Source organism: Pseudomonas sp. Sample_20, from assembly GCF_004307585.1.
In the GTDB taxonomy this organism is placed as follows: Bacteria; Pseudomonadota; Gammaproteobacteria; order Pseudomonadales; family Pseudomonadaceae; genus Aquipseudomonas; species Aquipseudomonas atacamensis.
Genome location: NZ_RCOA01000071.1, coordinates 17,812 through 35,504, shown reverse-complemented (window position 1 = coordinate 35,504; position 17,693 = coordinate 17,812). Strand labels below are relative to the sequence as shown.

At 55.7% G+C, this 17,693-nt stretch carries 19 protein-coding genes; 17 read left to right on the top strand and 2 right to left on the bottom strand.

Annotated features, from left to right (window positions below; translation table 11 throughout):
- Genes D8U70_RS15425 through D8U70_RS15380 form a run of 10 tightly spaced genes read left to right on the top strand, consistent with a single transcriptional unit; the run spans window position 1 to window position 9,508 of the window.
- Window positions 1-1,986 (top strand): phage tail tape measure protein, encoded by a 1,986-nt coding sequence (locus D8U70_RS15425; RefSeq protein WP_130929228.1) that lies wholly within the window; start codon window positions 1-3, stop codon window positions 1,984-1,986.
- Window positions 1,983-2,300 (top strand): DUF2590 family protein, encoded by a 318-nt coding sequence (locus D8U70_RS15420; protein ID WP_130929227.1) that lies wholly within the window; start codon window positions 1,983-1,985, stop codon window positions 2,298-2,300. The genes D8U70_RS15425 and D8U70_RS15420 overlap by 4 nt, the downstream gene beginning before the upstream one ends.
- Window positions 2,297-3,472: a baseplate J/gp47 family protein gene (locus D8U70_RS15415; RefSeq protein ID WP_130929226.1), complete on the top strand. Its 1,176-nt coding sequence runs from the start codon at window positions 2,297-2,299 to the stop codon at window positions 3,470-3,472. Before D8U70_RS15420 ends, D8U70_RS15415 begins: the two co-directional genes overlap by 4 nt.
- Window positions 3,469-3,993 (top strand): phage tail protein, encoded by a 525-nt coding sequence (locus D8U70_RS15410; protein WP_130929225.1) that lies wholly within the window; start codon window positions 3,469-3,471, stop codon window positions 3,991-3,993. Before D8U70_RS15415 ends, D8U70_RS15410 begins: the two co-directional genes overlap by 4 nt.
- A 9-nt stretch (window positions 3,994-4,002) precedes the next feature.
- A complete protein-coding gene (locus D8U70_RS15405) occupies window positions 4,003-5,670 on the top strand; it encodes a phage tail protein (protein ID WP_130929224.1) in 1,668 nt (555 codons plus the stop codon).
- Window positions 5,671-5,678: 8 nt separating this feature from the next.
- The gene (locus D8U70_RS15400) at window positions 5,679-6,386 is read left to right on the top strand and encodes a hypothetical protein (RefSeq protein ID WP_130929223.1); all 708 of its coding nucleotides are present in this window, start codon (window positions 5,679-5,681) and stop codon (window positions 6,384-6,386) included.
- A complete protein-coding gene (locus tag D8U70_RS15395) occupies window positions 6,383-7,306 on the top strand; it encodes a hypothetical protein (RefSeq protein WP_130929222.1) in 924 nt (307 codons plus the stop codon). The genes D8U70_RS15400 and D8U70_RS15395 overlap by 4 nt, the downstream gene beginning before the upstream one ends.
- Window positions 7,303-7,857 carry a DNA-binding protein gene (locus tag D8U70_RS15390; protein ID WP_130929221.1) on the top strand — a complete coding sequence of 185 codons (555 nt, stop codon included), beginning with the start codon at window positions 7,303-7,305 and terminating at the stop codon, window positions 7,855-7,857. The genes D8U70_RS15395 and D8U70_RS15390 overlap by 4 nt, the downstream gene beginning before the upstream one ends.
- Window positions 7,854-8,558, top strand: a complete 705-nt coding sequence (locus D8U70_RS15385) for a hypothetical protein (RefSeq protein WP_130929220.1) — start codon at window positions 7,854-7,856, stop codon at window positions 8,556-8,558. Before D8U70_RS15390 ends, D8U70_RS15385 begins: the two co-directional genes overlap by 4 nt.
- Window positions 8,531-9,508 carry a hypothetical protein gene (locus tag D8U70_RS15380; RefSeq protein WP_130929219.1) on the top strand — a complete coding sequence of 326 codons (978 nt, stop codon included), beginning with the start codon at window positions 8,531-8,533 and terminating at the stop codon, window positions 9,506-9,508. Before D8U70_RS15385 ends, D8U70_RS15380 begins: the two co-directional genes overlap by 28 nt.
- 38 nt (window positions 9,509-9,546) lie before the next feature.
- Here the strand turns inward: D8U70_RS15380 and D8U70_RS15375 are convergent, their stop codons facing one another.
- Complete coding sequence (locus tag D8U70_RS15375; protein WP_130929218.1) at window positions 9,547-11,100, bottom strand: hypothetical protein; 1,554 nt, start codon at window positions 11,098-11,100, stop codon at window positions 9,547-9,549.
- A 592-nt stretch (window positions 11,101-11,692) separates the two neighbouring features.
- Here D8U70_RS15375 and D8U70_RS15370 point away from each other — a divergent pair.
- From D8U70_RS15370 to D8U70_RS15345, 6 genes are all read left to right on the top strand, one after another.
- Entirely contained in the window at window positions 11,693-12,967 is a 1,275-nt protein-coding gene (locus D8U70_RS15370) for a hypothetical protein (protein ID WP_130929217.1), read from the top strand.
- 1,128 nt (window positions 12,968-14,095) lie between these two features.
- Window positions 14,096-14,350 carry a type II toxin-antitoxin system HicA family toxin gene (locus D8U70_RS15365; RefSeq protein ID WP_071171559.1) on the top strand — a complete coding sequence of 85 codons (255 nt, stop codon included), beginning with the start codon at window positions 14,096-14,098 and terminating at the stop codon, window positions 14,348-14,350.
- Window positions 14,347-14,679: a type II toxin-antitoxin system HicB family antitoxin gene (locus D8U70_RS15360; RefSeq protein ID WP_071171560.1), complete on the top strand. Its 333-nt coding sequence runs from the start codon at window positions 14,347-14,349 to the stop codon at window positions 14,677-14,679. The genes D8U70_RS15365 and D8U70_RS15360 overlap by 4 nt, the downstream gene beginning before the upstream one ends.
- A gap of 137 nt (window positions 14,680-14,816) precedes the next feature.
- Window positions 14,817-15,248 carry a translesion error-prone DNA polymerase V autoproteolytic subunit gene (umuD, locus tag D8U70_RS15355; RefSeq protein WP_071171561.1) on the top strand — a complete coding sequence of 144 codons (432 nt, stop codon included), beginning with the start codon at window positions 14,817-14,819 and terminating at the stop codon, window positions 15,246-15,248.
- Window positions 15,235-16,515 carry a Y-family DNA polymerase gene (locus D8U70_RS15350; RefSeq protein ID WP_122612029.1) on the top strand — a complete coding sequence of 427 codons (1,281 nt, stop codon included), beginning with the start codon at window positions 15,235-15,237 and terminating at the stop codon, window positions 16,513-16,515. Before umuD ends, D8U70_RS15350 begins: the two co-directional genes overlap by 14 nt.
- Before the next feature lie 70 nt (window positions 16,516-16,585).
- Complete coding sequence (locus D8U70_RS15345) at window positions 16,586-16,906, top strand: YbjQ family protein (protein WP_016773801.1); 321 nt, start codon at window positions 16,586-16,588, stop codon at window positions 16,904-16,906.
- Between the two features lie 56 nt (window positions 16,907-16,962).
- On the opposite strand, the gene D8U70_RS15340 is transcribed toward D8U70_RS15345, so the two are convergent.
- Window positions 16,963-17,241 carry a hypothetical protein gene (locus tag D8U70_RS15340; RefSeq protein WP_056784095.1) on the bottom strand — a complete coding sequence of 93 codons (279 nt, stop codon included), beginning with the start codon at window positions 17,239-17,241 and terminating at the stop codon, window positions 16,963-16,965.
- Window positions 17,242-17,462: 221 nt separating this feature from the next.
- Between D8U70_RS15340 and D8U70_RS15335 the strand changes: the two genes are divergently transcribed.
- Window positions 17,463-17,651 (top strand): hypothetical protein, encoded by a 189-nt coding sequence (locus D8U70_RS15335; RefSeq protein WP_122698972.1) that lies wholly within the window; start codon window positions 17,463-17,465, stop codon window positions 17,649-17,651.
- The last annotated feature ends 42 nt before the right edge of the window (window positions 17,652-17,693 follow it).

Sequence of the window (17,693 nt, the reverse complement as noted above, 5' to 3'; positions counted from 1 at the left end):
TTGGCAGATCGTAGCGCCAGCCTGGCTTTCATTCTGAGCTTGCAAGACAAGGTCACCGCGCCTCTGGGCAAGGTGAAAATGGGCTTCTCCGAGCTTGCCGATCAGAGTGAAAAACACATCAAGACGATCGGCATGGGCATCGGCGGCGTGACGGCGGCCGTTGTCGGGATCCGTGAGTCCATGGAACCAGCGCTGGAGGTCAATCGCGCCTTGGGCGACGTCCGATCGCTCGGCGTCGCCGAGGATGCGTTGTCAGCGCTTAATGCCAAGTCGCTGCAGTTCGCGGTGAGCTACGGCGAGAACGCAAAGGATTTTGTGGCCTCGGCGTATCTGATTGAAGGCGCCATCAAAGGCCTTGCCGGCAACCAGCTCGCGATCTTCACCAACACCAGCAACCTGCTGGCCAAGGCCACCAAAACCGACGCTGAAACGATGGGTGAATACGTCGGCACGCTCTACAACCTGCAGAAGTCCCAAGCGGATGCGATGGGGAAGGGCGCGTGGGTGGAAAAACTCGGCGGGCAGACGGCGCTGGCCGTGCAGCTGTTTCGCACCAGCGGCGCGGCGATGAAGGACGCTTTCAAAGAAGCCGGCGCGATCGCCACCACATCCGGCGTCGACCTGGCTGAGCAGATGGCAGTGATCGGCACGCTCAGCAGCACCATGGAAGGCGGCGATGCCGGCGGACGCTACAAGGCGTTTTTCGAAAACATCGGCGCGGCGTCGGACAAACTCGGGATGAAGTTCACCGACCAGCAGGGCAAGGTGCTGCCGATGATGGCGATCCTGGACAAGCTGCAGGGCAAGTTCGGTGATCTGACCAGCGCATCGGCCGGCGCCAAGTTGATGGAGGCTTTCGGCGGTGAGGGCGCCCAGGTGATCGGCGCGCTGGCCAAAGACACCGATCGGTTGCGCAACGGCATCGAGCAGTTGGGCAAGGTGCGCGGGTTGGAGAACGCCGAGCAGATGGCCCGGGCCATGGTGGACCCTTGGCAGCAGTGGGCCTCCCTGGTCGAGGTCATGCGTGTGGTGTTTGGCCAAGTGTTGATCCCGGTGCTGACGCCGTTCATGAACAAGATGGTGGATATCGGCAAAACCCTGGTGCGCTGGTCGCAGCTGTTTCCCAACATCACGCGCCTGATCGGCATCACCGCACTGACGATTATGGGCATCGTTGGCGCCATGTCGCTGCTGACATTGGTCGTTGGGATTTCGCGGATGACCTGGCTGGGTCTGGTGTCGGTGTGGAAAGTCGTCCAGTTGCTAAACCTGCGCACCGTTGCCGGCTTCGTGCTGCAGAAGCTCGCGATCCTGGCTTACATGGCCGTGATCTACACCCTCAGCGCGGGCCTAGCGTTGGTGCGCGGCGCCATGCTGCTTTGGCAGGGCGCTATCTGGCTGGTCAACGCGGCGCTGCTGGCCAACCCGATGGTATGGATCGTGGTCGGTGTTCTCGCCCTGGTGGCGGTCATTGTTGCGGCCGTCCACTACTGGGACGAATGGACGTCCGCTCTGATGAATACGGCCGCGTTCCAGTTCGTTGCCGACAAGCTCCAGAAACTGGCCGACTGGTTTAACTCTATGGGCGGTTGGTCAGGCATGGCCAAGGCGGCTTGGGACAGCATCGTCGGCATTTTCACCAAGGCCGTTAACGGGGTGATCGAGCTGCTCAACAGCATCCCGGGCGTGAACATCGAAGCGCGTTTCGGCGGCATGCCAGAGGTGCCTGGTGTTGATGCTGCCACCAATGCCGCCGACACCGCCAACGCCGCGCAGAAAGCCCAGCAGACCATCAACGCGGCCATCCCCAGCCTTTCACCGGCGCGCCCTGCAGCGGTGCCACCTGGTGGGTTGCTGACCAGCATCCAGAACAACAACAGCAGCCAGAACAAGGGCACGCATGTGGAGAACGTGAACATTCACACCAGCAAACCGATGAATCCGCTGGAGGTGGAAAACATGGTCGCTATGGCGGTGGGCGGATGAGCGAGTACGTAGACCTGTTGATCGTCAATAACGACCTGGCACTGGATCCGTCCAGCCAGCCGCTGCTGATCAATGACCGAGCCTGCATCGCCCAGGACATCGCTCACATGATCCGCGACAGCGGGCTGCTGGTGACGTTGGTCGCAGAACGCGACCGGCTCCGTCAGCGCGACTGCATCCAGCAGCTGGAGCTGTTGGTGGAGGATGACCAGCGCCTGGTGCCGGGTACGGCGCGCATCACCCAGCAGGAACCAGGCGTCTACCTGGTCACTGCGAAAACTCTGAAATTTGGTTCGATTGAGGTAAGTCTGTGAGCCAGGTCGACTTTAAAAAAGTGATCGCCGACGCCGGCATCCCGACCACCGAGGCCGCTCTGAAAGCTGCGTGGGAGAAGGAGGTCGAAGCCCAGGGCGCCAAAGTGGCCAACACCAGCAGCTATTCGCCGTTCTGGCGAGTAATGACCGCACTGGTGACCAAGCCGGTGCTGTGGCTGTTGGATTTTATGTGCCTGACGGTGCTGCCCAATTTCTTCGTGAAAACAGCGGTAGACGCTTGGCTGGACACGCTCGCGTGGGCGGTCAACGTCGAGCGCAAAGGCGCTACCAAGGCACGGGGGAAATTGCTGTTTACCCGGGCTTTACCGGACGGTGTCCTGGAGCTGGAAAAAGGCATTGTGGTCCAGTCTGCCGCGATCAACGGCAACGTCTACCAGTTGATTACCACGGCGCCGGCGACATTCGTTGCGGGTCAGCTGCAACTGGACGTACCGGTGGAGGCGGTCGATTCCGGCAGTGGTTTCAACCTTGCCCCGGGCTACTACGCGATCTTGCCGGTGCCGGTACCGGGCATCATCCAGGTCGTGAACAAGGACGGTTGGCTGGAGTCACCAGGTGCGGATCCGGAGCCGAACGACCAGCTGCGCTTGCGCGTGCGCAACCAGTTCTCGGCGGTAAACCAATGGCACACCGACGCCGTGTATCGCGCCATGATTTCAGCCTTCCCGGGCGTGCGTCCGGATGGCGTCTATTTCGAGCACGGCGCCCCGCGTGGGCCAGGCAGTGCCAATGCCTTCGTGCTTTTCGATGCGGGTGTGCCGGCGGCGACTTATCTGGAGCAGATCAATTCGCATATCCGCGACCAGGGTAATCACGGCCACGGCGATGATCTGCTCGCCATGATCATGCCCGAAGTCCCTGTAGACGTCGAAATGACGCTTTGGCCGCAGCCCAACCTGAGCGCCGAGCAGGTCGACACGCTCAAAACTGAGGTCGAGCTGTTCATTCGTGCAGCGTTTCGAGAAAGCACGCCCCGCGACTATCAACCCACGTTGACTTATCCACAGTCGCGTTTCAGCTTCAGTCGACTCGCGGAAGAACTGCACCAGCAGTTCGCCGATATCGCATCACTGCGGTTCACCCCTGGCGTCGACATCACCAGCGGATTGGATATTCCGCGCCTGGCGTCGCTGAAGGTGGATGTGCAATGAACAAACTGAAACTGCCGTTCTGGCTCGGCGGCACCGAGCTGTCGAAGTTGGTGGCCGCTGCCCAGGCATGGTGGGAAACCGTGACCGGCTGGCTGCGCTGGCCTTATTCGCAGATCGACCCCGACACCTGCCACCTGAACATTCTTGAGTTGTGGGCCTGGCAGCGAGACGTGACGCGGTTCAAAGGCGAACCCGAATCCCTGTTTCGGCTGCGCGTGAAATACGCGTTTATCAACTCGGTCGACGCCGGCAGCACCGCTGGCTTGAAACGCATATTCCAGCGCCTCGGTGTGGGTTACGTCGAGATCGAGGAGCGTCAGCCCGATCGGGATTGGGACGTCGTGCTGCTCAAATTCAGCAACGCTCAGCTGTCTCTGAACCCCGAGCTGCTGCGTGTGTTGATCCAGCAATACGGCCGAACGTGCCGGCGCTATGACTTCGTAACCATCACCCCCGTAGGGCTGCAAATCGCCCTGATTGACTTCAACGACGACCAGCAAACGCTGGTCGCCAGCCTGTAGGAGCGCACCGTGAGCGCCAGTATTACCTTGGCCGGCGAAAGCCAAATCGCCCTGAAACAAAGCCTGCAACAGCCGCTGATTGTTACCCAGTTCATCTTTGCCAACGTGCCGGGGCTTGACCCGACCAAGCCGCTCGATCGCGCTGCCGGCAAGCCACCCGCTGAACAGATCGTCCACGTCTATACGATCCCGGAAAAAAATGCCGGCTACGTGAATCCGAACCAGGTGGTGTACAGCGCCCAGTTGGGATCGGATATTGGTGACTGGGATTTCAACTGGGTCGGCCTCGAAGATGCCGATGGCATCTTGTTCGCCGCGTCTTCGGTGCCCCTGCAGCAAAAGCGCAGAAACATTCCGCCGGAGCAGATCGGCAACAACGTCACTCGCAACTTTCTGGTGGCCTTTGACGGTGCGATGCAGCTCACCGGTGTGAAGATCGATGCCAGCACTTGGCAGCATGATTTCACGGTACGCCTTGCCGGCATCGACGAGCGCGAGCGGCTGAGCAATCGCAATCTCTACGGACGAGCGTTCTTTTTCAGTGACTCGTTGATGTTCGAAAAAGCGGAGACCGGTTACCAGATCAACGGTGGCACGGCCTACGTCGAGGGCATTCGCGTGGCGATCGCGAAGGCAGAGGCCGTCCAAGAAGTTATCCCAGTAGGCAAGATCTGTTTAGACGTTTGCCTGGAGCGCCAGTTGAACGACCGGGTGGCTGTGTGGAAAGTGGTGTTTGGTGAACAAACCGACTATACCGACGCCGCTGGTGTGCGCCATTACTGTGTACCAATCGCCGATTTCGTATCGCCAACCAACATCGTGGACTTGCGCGATGCCGAGCCCGTCGGCGGTGCGTTGATCAAATATCTCGCTTCTCGTACCGGCGACTATCCGTTACTGCGCGCCCGGGCCACGACCAAGGCAGACGTCGGACTCGGCAACCTGCCCAACGCAATCAGCGACGACCCGGCCACCAACAGCAGCGAGATCTTGGCGTCTACGGCCGCGCTGAACAAACTGCAGAAACAAGTCGGGGATTCTATGACCGGCATGGTGGCGGGTTTCGCCATCTCTTGGGCGCCCGAAGGATGGCTGAAGTGCAACGGTGCGGCGGTATCACGCACAACCTATGCGCGACTGTTTGCATTGCTCGGCGCGCACTACGGCGCTGGCGATGGATCAACGACTTTCAATCTGCCCGACATGCGCGGCTTGTTCCCAAGAGGTTGGGACGACGGTCGCGGTCTCGATGCAGGACGAGCCTTCGGCTCTTATCAGGACATGTTGATTCAATCTCACAACCACGGTGCGTCAGCGGGTGCCGTTGGCGACCACGCCCACTCCGCATGGACGGATGCGCAAGGCGAACACATTCACTCCGCCTGGACCGATGTGCAGGGCAATCACCAACACACCGCCCCCCGCGCGCAAAACAACAATGTCGGTGGCGGTAGTCCTAACTTCACGACAGCAAACCTGCAGAACGGCACCACGGCACCGACCGACTGGGCGGGTGCTCACGCCCACAACATTGGTATGGGCGCTGCCGGCGCCCACGGCCACAACGTGGGGGTAGGCGGGGCGGGGAGTCACAGCCACGCCATCACTGTTGCCGCAGCCGGCGGCGCCGAGACACGTCCACGAAACCTGTCTCTCCTTTTCTGCATCAAGTACTGAGGTCGAGCATGACTGAAAAAATTGTGTACCAAACTGACCACCTTGGCATTTTCATTGGAGCCGTAACGGCCGATGAATCGCCGCTGGAGCCGGGCGTATATCTGGTTCCTGGTGGTTGCGTCGAAGTGACGCCGCCTGCAGTACCGGAGCAAAAAGCTGCGTGGTGGAACGGCAAGGCCTGGCAGTTGGTGGATTACTTCGGCGGCGTCGTGGTGTACAGCATCGTTACCGGTGAGGCGCGAACGTTGGAAGGCTTCGAAGCCGTGCCAACGGGTTACACCATGAAAAAGCCCGGACCGAATCAGGTCTGGAAAAATGGCGGCTGGGTAGACGATATCGAAGCGGTTCTGGCGACCCTGCGTGACGAGAAGCTGCAAGCGATCGCGACGGGCTGCGCTGGCTACATCGCTGGCGGTTTTACTTCCCAGGCATTGGGCGAGCCATACCGCTACAGCAGCGCCATCGATGACCAGGTGAATCTCAACGGCCAGGTGCTGTTGGGGCTCGACGACGTCTACCCCTGCTATGACATCGACCAGGTGCTGGCCTTCCGGCCGCACACCATCGCCCAGTTGCAGCAAGTCAGCCTTGATCTGGTTCGGTTCCGACGAGCCGCGCAGCAGCATGCCGAGGCGTTACGCCTGGCTGTGGAAAAGGCGCAAAAAGACAAAAACCTGAAAGCGATGAAAGCCATCCGCTGGACTGCGCCGGCATGACCTGGGCACCGGTGACCATGCGCTGGCCAGAGCAGGCCACTCAGTGGCTGGGCGGGCTGTCAGCAGCCAAGGATCTGGCCGGCGGCGAACTGGCCAGCACCGCCGAGCGCCTGGCGAGTCTGAGCGGGCTGGCCAACACCAACCCGGGGCCAGTAGGTGATATGGCCAAAAGCGCGATCGCGGCCGGACGCAAGGCGCTGGCCGAGCAAATGGACCAAGTGCCTGCGTGCCTGGTGGTAACGCCGTTTCAAAACGGTGTGGGGCAGGGCGCGGGGTATCAGCGATTTCTGTCAGCGCCGAATGCGCTGGAACATCTCGCCAAAAAACTTGAGGACGCCAGCGACAGCGGGCGCCCGAGTGGGCCGCAGTACGCACTATCGATCCTGTTTTTGGCGACACGCCTTGAGCAGCTGGCCAGCAGCTTGGCGCGGTTCAATGCTTTGCTGCCGATCCCTGACCTGGTGCGAACCGAGCGCCGTGCGCAACACCTGGTGAAACTGGAAATCGAAAAGTGGGAGATCCCCGGCGCCGGCACGCTTCCGCGCTGGCAGGGTTTGCCGCTTGAACGTTGCACGGTGGTGAAAGCTGCCAAGCAGTCCATGGCGGGGCAGTTGGCGATGCTGGAAGGCTACGCGGCCGACAGCTCGCCGTTGGCCGATCTGGCAACGCTGGCGGCACGCAAGAGCGCTCAGCAACAGGGACGGGACAAGCAACTGGCTGACCTGAAAGACTTGCTGATCGGTGGCAACCCAGACGTCAGCATGCGCGCGCGAATGATCGGCCCAGGCACCGCTGGCGAATTGCGCCGCGAACTGCTGGCCGGCGATGCGCCTGGCCACGAATGGATTCAATGCGCCGCCCTGCTGTTGGTGGGTAGCAAAGAAGGGCTGAGCTTCGTACAGGAGCTGGTCGGCCTATGACGCTGCTACTCGACGGGCAAAAAGTCCAGGGCAAGAATCTCAAGGTCACGGCCAATCTGCGTATCGAAAGCGGCGACATGTCCGGCCAAACGAGCAACACCGACAAGGCTCACAAAGGTTTCAAGCCCAAGACGCTGGCCGTTTCGCTGATGATCCCCTTCGCGGATAAAACCCAGCTTACCGATCTGCTGCGCATGGCGGAATCTACCGCCGGCGGTGGCCAGCTCCATCTGTATCGGATTGTGAACGACACGGCCGAGGCCTTCGGTGTGCGCCAGGTGGAGTTCTCCGACGGTGTCAGCGCTCGGGAGGCGGACACGCTGAAAGCCTGGCTTGTGCAGTTCACGCTGAGCGAGCGTGAATCGAACCCGGAGAAAGTCGAAGGCCGGCGCGCCGGCAACAAGGTCACCGCGCAAGGCGCTCCCGGAAGCTCAGTCGGTGACGCCGGTGCCGGCAACGGCGAATCAACCGGCAACGATCCCTCGCTGAGCGGCTTCGAAAAAGTGCTCGGGCGTGTGGACAAGTGGCTGGGCGGGAGTGAGCCGGCGTGAAACTGCACAAGATACTTTCGATCAATGGCGCGCCGATCGCACTGGTCAAGGAGGACGTGCGGTTAGACGCCACCAGTCCCGGCCGGGCGAACTTCACGGTTCAATCCTCGGCGCCGCTCAAAGGGCTCGTGACGCTGGATATCGGCTACAACGAAGGTACGCTGCAACGGCACTTCATCGGCTACGTAGAGCGCTGCACCGCTGCCAACGCTGTCGAGCAGGTCCTATTTTGCCGTGAGCTGGCAGCCGTGCTGGCCAACCCGCTGCCGCTGAATCTTCGCCATGTTGACCTGCGCGCCGTGCTGGCCGAGGTGAGCATACAAACCGGCTTGCGGTTTCGTGTTCCTGACCGCCCTTATGCCAGCGTGAAGGCGCCGTATTTCTATAGTCTCGCGGTCGGTTACCAGGCTATGGACAGTTTGGCCCGAGTGTTCAGCATCCCCGACTTCACCTGGCACCAGCTGGGCAACGGGGAAGTGTTCGCCGGCAGTTGGGCCGATAGTTTTTTCGGCGCACGTGCGCCGCTGCAAATCCCTACGGAGCTGTTTGACGGCTACCAGGGCAACCAGAGCGCGATGGTCGCGGCCCTTCCAGGGTTGCGACCAGGTGCAACGATCAACAACGGCGAGCGCATCACCACGGTGGCGCTCGCCAATGACCAGATGGCCATCCGATGGACGACGCAATCCGCCGCGCTGTAGAGCGCCAATTCCCCGAACTCACCGGTGGATATCACTTGCCACGATTTGCCCGAGTTGTCGCCGTGGCCGATGCGCCGGCGGACGCCGGACTGTGCGACGACTTCCGCCCGCGCTATGCCGTGGATATTGAAGTGCTCGGCGCCGACGACGAACCAGACCCAGCCATGCCGCCGCTCACTGGCGTCCCATTGCCGCTGCCCACCGGTGGCGAAGAAATGGGCATCTATGCATTCCCGGAGGAGGGCACGCGGGTCGTCGTGTGCTTTGCGTATGGACTGCCGAACAAACCCTACATCCAATCGATCTTGCCGCACGGCCTGAGCATGCCGAAGGTGCCGAAAGGTGATCAGGTGTGGCAGCACAGCGATGCAGCCCAGCAGCGCGTCGACGCCGACGGTAACTGGCTACGCCAGACCGATGGCAAGATCCGCGACCAGTCGATCGAGCGCGAGGTTGAGGCCCTGGACAATCGCGAGCAGTTCCAGAGCCACACGCAGACGATCGAAAACCATTCAATCGAGTCAGTGGGTGGAGTGAAGAACATCGAGGCGCTGGGCGCGCTCAAGCTGCTGTCAGGCGGATCTGCAAGCCTGGCGGCGGTGGACGATCTGCACCAGGCTACTGGTCGGGATCTGAATTTGGTTGTAGGTAAAAAGCATAACGCGACAGTTGGCGGTGATATGCAGGAGCGAATTGAAGGATTACGACAGAGCGTAGCGGGAGTAGGCCAAGTTTTCAGAGCGCCTAAAACTTGGCTGGGCTCGGAAAAGTTGAACGTCCTGCAGGTCCTATGCGATTTACTGGATCTAGTTGAAATAATGAATATTCAGCTGGCAACCCATACGCATGCTTCCGGGCCTCAGCCAAGCCCAGCAGACATTTCTGCCCTAAAGGAGAAAGCGGTAATTGCTGCCCACCTAAGTATGCAAGTGAAAGCTATCAAGGCGTAACGTGAAAATATCAGTTATAACCCGTCGATGTTGCGCAGTCAGCTCTGTGCGCTTGTGAAAAAGCCGGGTACAAAGTTCATTACCAAGCGTGGAGAGTCGTAATCATCGATTATTTTCGAGATTTCCTGTTCTAGAGTTTTCAAATCTACGCCCGCCTCGAACATGGTTCTGTAAAACGAATTTCTCGATGTTGGTGTAAAGTTGTATTGGTCGTCCTGACCTTTCTCTGCGTTCCCTGCAAAAAGAGCTAGTTCTAAAAATACATATCGGCCAACTTGAAATGAAAGAATGTGAAAGCACTCTAGTTCTGTTGAGCTGTTGATTTCGGTTTCTGACGAAAAATTCAGCCTAAATATTTCTGGCGCGCCTTCAACTATATGTATTAGTTTTTTCAATTTATTGCGAGCGTTATTAATATCTGTTGAGCTAAAGTGAAGGGGCGTGTCGACCTCAAAGTATTGTTTTATTTTTACTATCTTTTCCAAAGCTTCTATCGCATGAGACTGCTCAGGAAAACCTTCGCCCGAATTCAAACGAGCCGTTGTTGAGGAGCCTTGAAACTCGAATGTTAGATCGATATTTTGTGGTCTAGCTAGCATATGAGTTAGCTTGAATAATCTAACAGACTCCTCTACTTCGAATGTCTCAAGCAGATGAATGTTCATGGAGATATTGAAAGATTTTGCTTGGTCTAGAATATTGAAATCAAAGAGCTTGCCGTCCATTCTTATTTTTCTGAGGTGTTTTGGAATCCAAGAGTTGAGCGGGCTGCTATAAACGTCCACAGGGAACTTCAAAGTGCGCCCATTCGACTTGTCTTTGAACGATACAAAACCTCTGTCTGTCGGAGTAACATCCGGCATAGTAAGTATGGCCGTGTCGCTAGTAAGATCCTTCCTTTCTGACAAGATGCCAAATCGAAGTGATGATCCATGGATTTCTTGAACCTCAATCGAGTTCTTTTTTCCTAAAGAAATGTCGATCAGTTTACTTAATTTCTCGTCTCCGACTATTGTGAATTTGATTCGATGAGTGCCATCTTCAAATCCTACTGTCTTTAGGTATTCACTTTTTTTCTCGATATAATCCAAGTACGAAGAACCAATGTGTTGCGTTAACATCTCTTTTACTGTTGAGGCTGAGAGAGGTTTGATTTCGTCTTGAAAGTTTAGTCGCATCTTCTTTTTGTTAAGTTTTACCTTTGGGTCTTTTGCGTATTCATCAGAGATTCGGTGAAGTGTTTTATTTATTAGGTCGTTGTCAAAGTGACGTAAGTAACCTTTTAAAGGAACGTCTCCGCCTCCAAACTCGAGAAGGACGTAAAAGCAAGGTAGCGAGCTGGTGGCCATTTTTTTTAGATTCGATAGTTCCACATCCACCGACTTGCTGTCACCATCGGTAGACTTTACTTGGACTTTCGTTTCGATTAATCCTTCATGCATAGAAAGCCGGTCGAATGCATTTGATGATTTATCGATCTCTACGAACAGATCCCAACCATTGATGTCGGTTTCTGATTTGTTAGCAGCCATTCCAGCCCCGGCGCAAAGCACACCGAAATATTTCTCCCCAGCCGTACCCAAGTCCCTCATTTTCGTGCTCCATTTTCTGTCCCGATACACGATGCCATGGGGTCAATCAAAAACACATCCTCGACGCAAAAAAAACCTCCGAAAAAGCACTTATCCCCCTCCCGCCGGCGGGCTACAGGACGCGCTTTTTTGAAATACAGGTGAGTGTGCAAACGATGTATAGCGTAAAGCGCGTATGAGGGCCTACGGGAAACTCCCCATCTCCACATTTGCGGACTTTTGCAAAGTAGTGAAACCCCGCGTACTGATCTTGCGACGGCGCATAGTCATGCCCCAGTGCAACCAGATCCCCGAATTCATTGCACTAGCCGCGAGAAATTTGCCCATTCGGTGCTTTTTTTTCGAAGGAGGGTGACAATTTTCGCTTTGGTTAAAATCTCTGAGCCGCAGAAATCATAGGCTAAAGCCTGTGTTTTGTATGGCCACCGCCTTTAAAAGATTTCAAGAAGCTTCAGACGACGATTCGCGACAACCGCTCACAAAATCTCTGAGAAAAAACTTTACCTAGGCTAAGAACCAAGGTAGTAAATGCCATCACAACGCCACCTCTGACCCTCCAGTCAATAGGGTTAGCTGAATACAAGGATTAGGTATGAGTATCTGGATAGAAAAAATCGCGGATCATGCAGTATTTAGCATATTAGATGCTTTGAATAGAACCCTCGAAGCTCTTAGCGCTAACGACAAGGAAGACCTAGAGGTAATAGAGGCTATCGAAAAAGCAAAAGCAATAGTTCACTTTATCAAGCTTCGCATTGCCCAAGCCGACCCGTTATTAACTTCGCTGACAGTGCTTAACAATATTCATAACTCACTGCAAACGGCGCATCACAATATCACTAACTACGCACAGAACCTAAATTTCGGGCACTGGATTAATGCTATAAATGAACTCGAAACCTGCTGTGTATTAACGACACAAATACCGCTACTAACCCACGACGGTATTGACAGCATGATTCAGTCAGCGACTGAATTCCGATCATCCATTTCGAAACTGTTAAAATCAGTACGATCTGAAAGCACCGAACTGCACAAAATACAGGAAGATTTACAGCAAAAAATTTCTGACGCCGCAGTAGATATCAATACTCAAAAACAGCGCTTAGACATAGCAATTACTACCTACCAACAGCAATTTTCCGAATCTCAACAAGCAAGACAGAATGAATTTTCTTCGTCAGAGCAGGCAAGACTGGTAGCTGGGGCTGCAAGTGAGGAAGGTCGACAGCAGGCATTTGAGTCACTCAAAAACCAAAATAATGAGGAGTTTTCACAGATTATAGCATCGGCCAAAAAAAAACACGCTGATGCGATTGATGAATTAACGGGCGCTGCACAGTCTGCGTTAGATCTCATAAAGTCTCAAAAGGAGCACTGCCAAAAACTCGTTGGCATAATAACCAATACTGGCATGGCGTACGGATTTCAAAAAACAGCTAACGAAGAACAAAAAAGAGCATTCATTTGGAGCATCGTCGCGGTAGTTGCGATGTCTATCTGGATAATAACTGGCTGCGTGTTTTTTGGCTTTACCTACGATAAAGAACTCACATTACCGTCTGTCATTAGACAATTCCTAATATCTACTCCTTTCGTATTGTTATCCGGATTCGCCGCACTTCGAGTTAGCCAGCATCAAAAAACAGAAAGAAATATGCGTAAAGCGGAATTAGAAATTGCCTCGATCGACCCATTCCTGGCCACCCTGTCTGATCAAGACCGGAACGACGTGAAACGTGAGTTTGCTACACGATATTTTGGACAGAATGACGTGCCAGAGAAGCATGAGCCTGTCCCGTCGAATCTAGTGGAGCTGGCTGGCTCGCTGGTGAAGCTCGTTCAAGATCTGACAAAGAAGCCGTAACTGAACATGCTGGGATCCTTTGAATGGGGATGAAGGACGAACCGATGAGCGCGTATTTCTGATACGCGCGCTGGAACACATGGGACACCTCACGCATCGAGCTTCCGGGTAAAGCATCTTCTCTTAACATTGGTACTGCTCCATTTGAAAAAAACCAGCATAGCAGCGAGAGTGCTCCTAGTTGGACCCGAGCGGCTGCTTGGGATTTGCCGTATGGATATTTTCAAACGTGGGGTGGGAAAAGGGTAATTTTGGTAAGCGAGGGGTGAAAGAGGACTTCAGCCCTTATGATGCTTGGCTTTCAGTCATTACCTCAAAGGGTAATTTTAGGTAAGAGTGAGGGTAATATTTTCTGAAGTGCCCGATTTTACTGGGTTTAAGGGCTATCAGGGATTACTCATAGAAAAGGTAATTTTCTAACCTCATACTTACCAAATTATTACCTATACGGAATTCTCTCAACGTCTCGATTTTCAAGGCTTCCAGAGGTCGCCTCATGCTGCGTTACCAAAATTACCTTTTTCCCATGGCTCAACATGAAACGTCGAAACGGCCTTCGCGACCCTGTTCTGCTACCTGGTGCGCAAAACTCCTGGGACTGGCATGGGACTGAGTTTGAAAGTCTCGCTCCTCTACAGCCCTTATAAACCGGGCGGCTTGGTTCCGAAAATCGCGAACGGGTAGTTTCGAATCTCTCCTTCACCGCCAAATTTGAAACGACAAAACCCCTGAAAACGTTAAAGTTTTCAGGGGTTTTGCGTTTCTGGAAGCCAAAAAACGACTAATAAAACGAACCCGACTCAGTGTCGGTTTTTTTGTGTCTTGGATGGTGCGCCAAGAGCACAGCTCCCTCACCTTTTTCTCGCCAAAATATCTGTGCTATATCGCGGTTCCCCAATTCTGGTACTCGGAAAAGAACTCTGCCTGTCGGAAACGGAAAAGTCGCTCTTCCTCACACAACTCCGAGAATTTGCCTACAACCGCGCATTGAGTCTCTCGTTATCCTGATGCCGTACCAGTCTGCAGCGGCTTCATCAGGAAATACGTTTCCCGCAGAAAGCAGGCTTTCTCCTCGTAATTGCGGTTTGCCCCAGTTGCCCTACCATCGCGGTATCATGATCTAATACCATGAACAACAAACAGCGCGGCACGCTCAAAGCTATTTTTTCAAGGCCGGTCCCGAATAACTTGGAGTGGGTGCGTATGGAATCGCTCTTCGGCGCAGTGGGCGCCCAGACCATTGAAGGCAATGGTTCAAGAGTGCGCTTTGAATTGAACGGTGTGGTCGTGACTTTTCACCGGCCCCACCCAGACAAAGAAGCAAAGCCCTATCAGGTGCGCGACGCTCGGGCTTTTCTTGAGCAAGCAGGAGTCATCCCGTGAACGTAATGAACTACAACGGCTATGCCGCCCGTATTGAATACAGTGACGAAGACGGCCTCTTCGTCGGCCATATCGCCGGTATCAAGGACGTCGTCGGATTCCATGGTGAGTCGGTCGCAGAGCTGCGGAACGCGTTCCAGGAGGCCGTGACTGATTATCTCGATACCTGCGCCAGGCTCGGTCGCGCACCGCAGAAACCCTATTCGGGGAATCTCAGCCTGCGCTTGGCGCCAGCGCTGCATGCGACGGTCGCTGTAAAGGCGCAGCTAGCCCATAAGAGCATCAATCAATGGGTTGCAGACGTGCTCGATCGTGAGGTCCACGCGTAGTGGCGAAATCTGGCTCTCAGTAGAAGCTATACAAAACCCTGTCACCCGTCGAAATCTCCTACACGCCTCATTGACCCTCCGAACCGTCCCGAGTTTACTGTATGCGCATACAGTAAATTCACTATCAGGTTCGTATCATGAGCGTCACCATCCTCGGCCCTTTGTCAGGCGCGGGCGAAAAGCTTGCGCTGTATTCGTTTCGGATTCCCGCCGGTTTTCCTTCGCCTGCGGCTGATCACATTGAAAAGCACATCTCTCTGGACGAGGTTTTTGATATTCGTGCGCCGCACGTTTATCTGGCGAAGATCGAAGGCGAAAGCATGCAGGACGCCGGGATATTTTGCGGTGATCTGGTGATCGTCGATCGCAGCCTGAATGCCGAGCACGGCGATATCGTCATCGCCGGTCTCAACTCCGAACCCATCTGCAAGCGCCTGCACATGCGCGACAACACCGTCATCCTTCTTTCGGCCAACAGCAAATACCCGCCTCGCTACGTGATGGAAGGGGATGAGTTGGTGATCTGGGGCGTGGTCACTTACAGCGTGCGCGACCATGGCAAACCGTGAGCAGGTCTTCGCGCTGATCGATTGCAACAGCTTCTATGCCAGCTGTGAGCGAGTGTTCCGGCCCGATCTGGCGAAGACGCCGATTGTCGTGCTGAGCAATAACGATGGCTGCGTGATTGCGCGCAGTTATGACGCCAAGCCCTTTGTGAAAATGGGCGCGCCGTATTTCCAGATTCGCGATGATTTGCGCCGCCATGGCATTCAGGTGTTCAGCAGTAATTACGCCTTGTACGGCGACATGAGCGAGCGGGTGATGACGATCATCGAATCCATGGTGCCGGCCGTCGAGGTGTACAGCATTGATGAGGCGTTCGCCGATCTCAGCGGCATCCCTGGGGACCTGACCGCGTTTGGCCGCACCATCCGCTCTGCTGTTTATAAGCGCACCGGCATCCCGGTCGGCGTCGGCATTGCCCCCACGAAAACGCTGGCCAAGCTCGCCAACCACACTGCCAAACGCTTGCAAGCGCATACCGGCGGCGTGGTCGACATCTGCGATCCGTCCAAACGCGACTGGGTGCTGCGCAATACCGATGTCGGTGAAGTGTGGGGCGTCGGGCGGCGGATGAAAGCTCATCTGGAAAGCATGCAGATCAGAAGCGCGATGGACCTGGCGAAGGCCGATCCGTGGACACTGCGGCGCAAGTTCAGCGTGGTGATCGAGAAGACCGCGCGCGAACTGGGTGGCACATCCTGTCTGGAACTGTCGGAAACAGAACCGCCGAAGCAGGAAATTTGCAGCAGCCGCATGTTTGGTAACCGTTTGACTACCATCGAACCGATCAAGGAAGCCGTGGCGACTTATGTGCACCGAGCGGCGGAAAAGCTGCGCGCGCAGAATTCGCTGTGCAAGAAGATCCGCGTGAGTATCCGCACCGGCATGTTCAATCCCGAGGAGGCCAAGTACGCCAACGGCGCGCTGATCGAGTTGCCTTATCCGACCAATGATGTGCGATTGCTGAGCAAGGTGGCGAGCGAGGCGGTTGATCGATTGTTCCGGCCGGGCTTCAAGTACAGCAAGGCTGAAGTGTTATTGATGGATCTTCGGCAGCCCGGAGAGTTTACCGACGACTTGTTTGCCCAGTCGCAACCGCAGACGGCGGAGAAGGTGATGGGGGTGCTGGACCAGATTAATCGACGCTGGGGGCATGGAACGTTGCGAGCGGGGAGTGTGCCGGCTGATCCGGCCTGGGGCATGCGGCGGGAGATGATGAGCTCGAGTTTTACGACGAAGCTGGATCAATTGTGGGTCGTTAAATCCAATTGAGGCACGGGTGCCAGGCCTGGTGCCGCGCTACAATCGCCGCCTTCACTTTTGCAGTAAAAGGACGACTTTCATGATCATTTCCACCACTCATTCCGTCGAGGGGCGGCAGATCACGGCCTATCTGGACATTGTCAGCGCCGAGTCTGTGCAAGGGGTCAACGTGATCCGCGATATGTTCGCCGGCATGCGCGACTTCTTTGGCGGGCGCTCGCAGACGTTGGAGCGGGCTCTTAAAGAAGCACGCATTCAGGCCACCGACGAACTGAAAGATCGAGCGCGGGCATTGCAGGCTGACGCGGTGGTCGGCGTGGACTTCGAGATCAGCATGCCGGCAGGCAAGGGTGGCATGGTCGTGGTGTTTGTCACCGGAACGGCGGTGAAGCTGCGCTGATTATTGCTATGAAGACAAAGCCCACTCGCACGAGGAATGGGCTTTTTTCGCGTCAATCAGCCTTGTGGCTTGAGCAACACAGCGCCTCTTGAGTCATAGGTCAGCGGTGTATCGATGGCAACGAGGGGCGGTGTCCCGTCAGGCTGCGCCGATGGTGCGGGCTCGCTGGGATGGTAGACGACGCCCGGCTGCAGAAGCGGTTTGTCCGGGTATTTGATGGTGATTTCACCCGAGGCGATCTTTTCCTTGAGTTTTTCCGCACCGGCCTTGCCGGCAGCGATCTGCTCGTCCGTGAGTTTTACGACTGGCATGTTCGGGAATCCATTGATCTGCATGATCTCTCCTTGAGATTCATTGGTAGGAGTCAGGGCAGCGGCCGTTCGATGGAAATCTTTAGCGAATGATCGTTTGCGACACTCTTTTCCATTCGTCGGTGATCAGCCTTTCTGGACGGCAAGTCCAGTAGTGACCAGCTAGTCTCAAAAACGCTGAGGGACGATATTTTCCAGGCAAAACTGTTTTGCCGGTGTCGGCCCGGTTGCGTAGGGGAGAGTCTATGTCAGGTCCATTTATCGAAGATGATGGCGCTGAGTTTTCATTCAACAACTGTGTGCGCTGCGGTCAGTCGGAGTATCAGTCGGGGTTTGGCGAGGATCCGGTCAGCATCGGCAAAATCAAATCCACAGCCCCCAAAGGGCCGAAAGCGAAATTCCTGCCCAAGGTCACGACAAGGACCAGAAAGTGATTTCATCCCGCACCCCGTCACTGAACGGGGTTTTTTATGTGC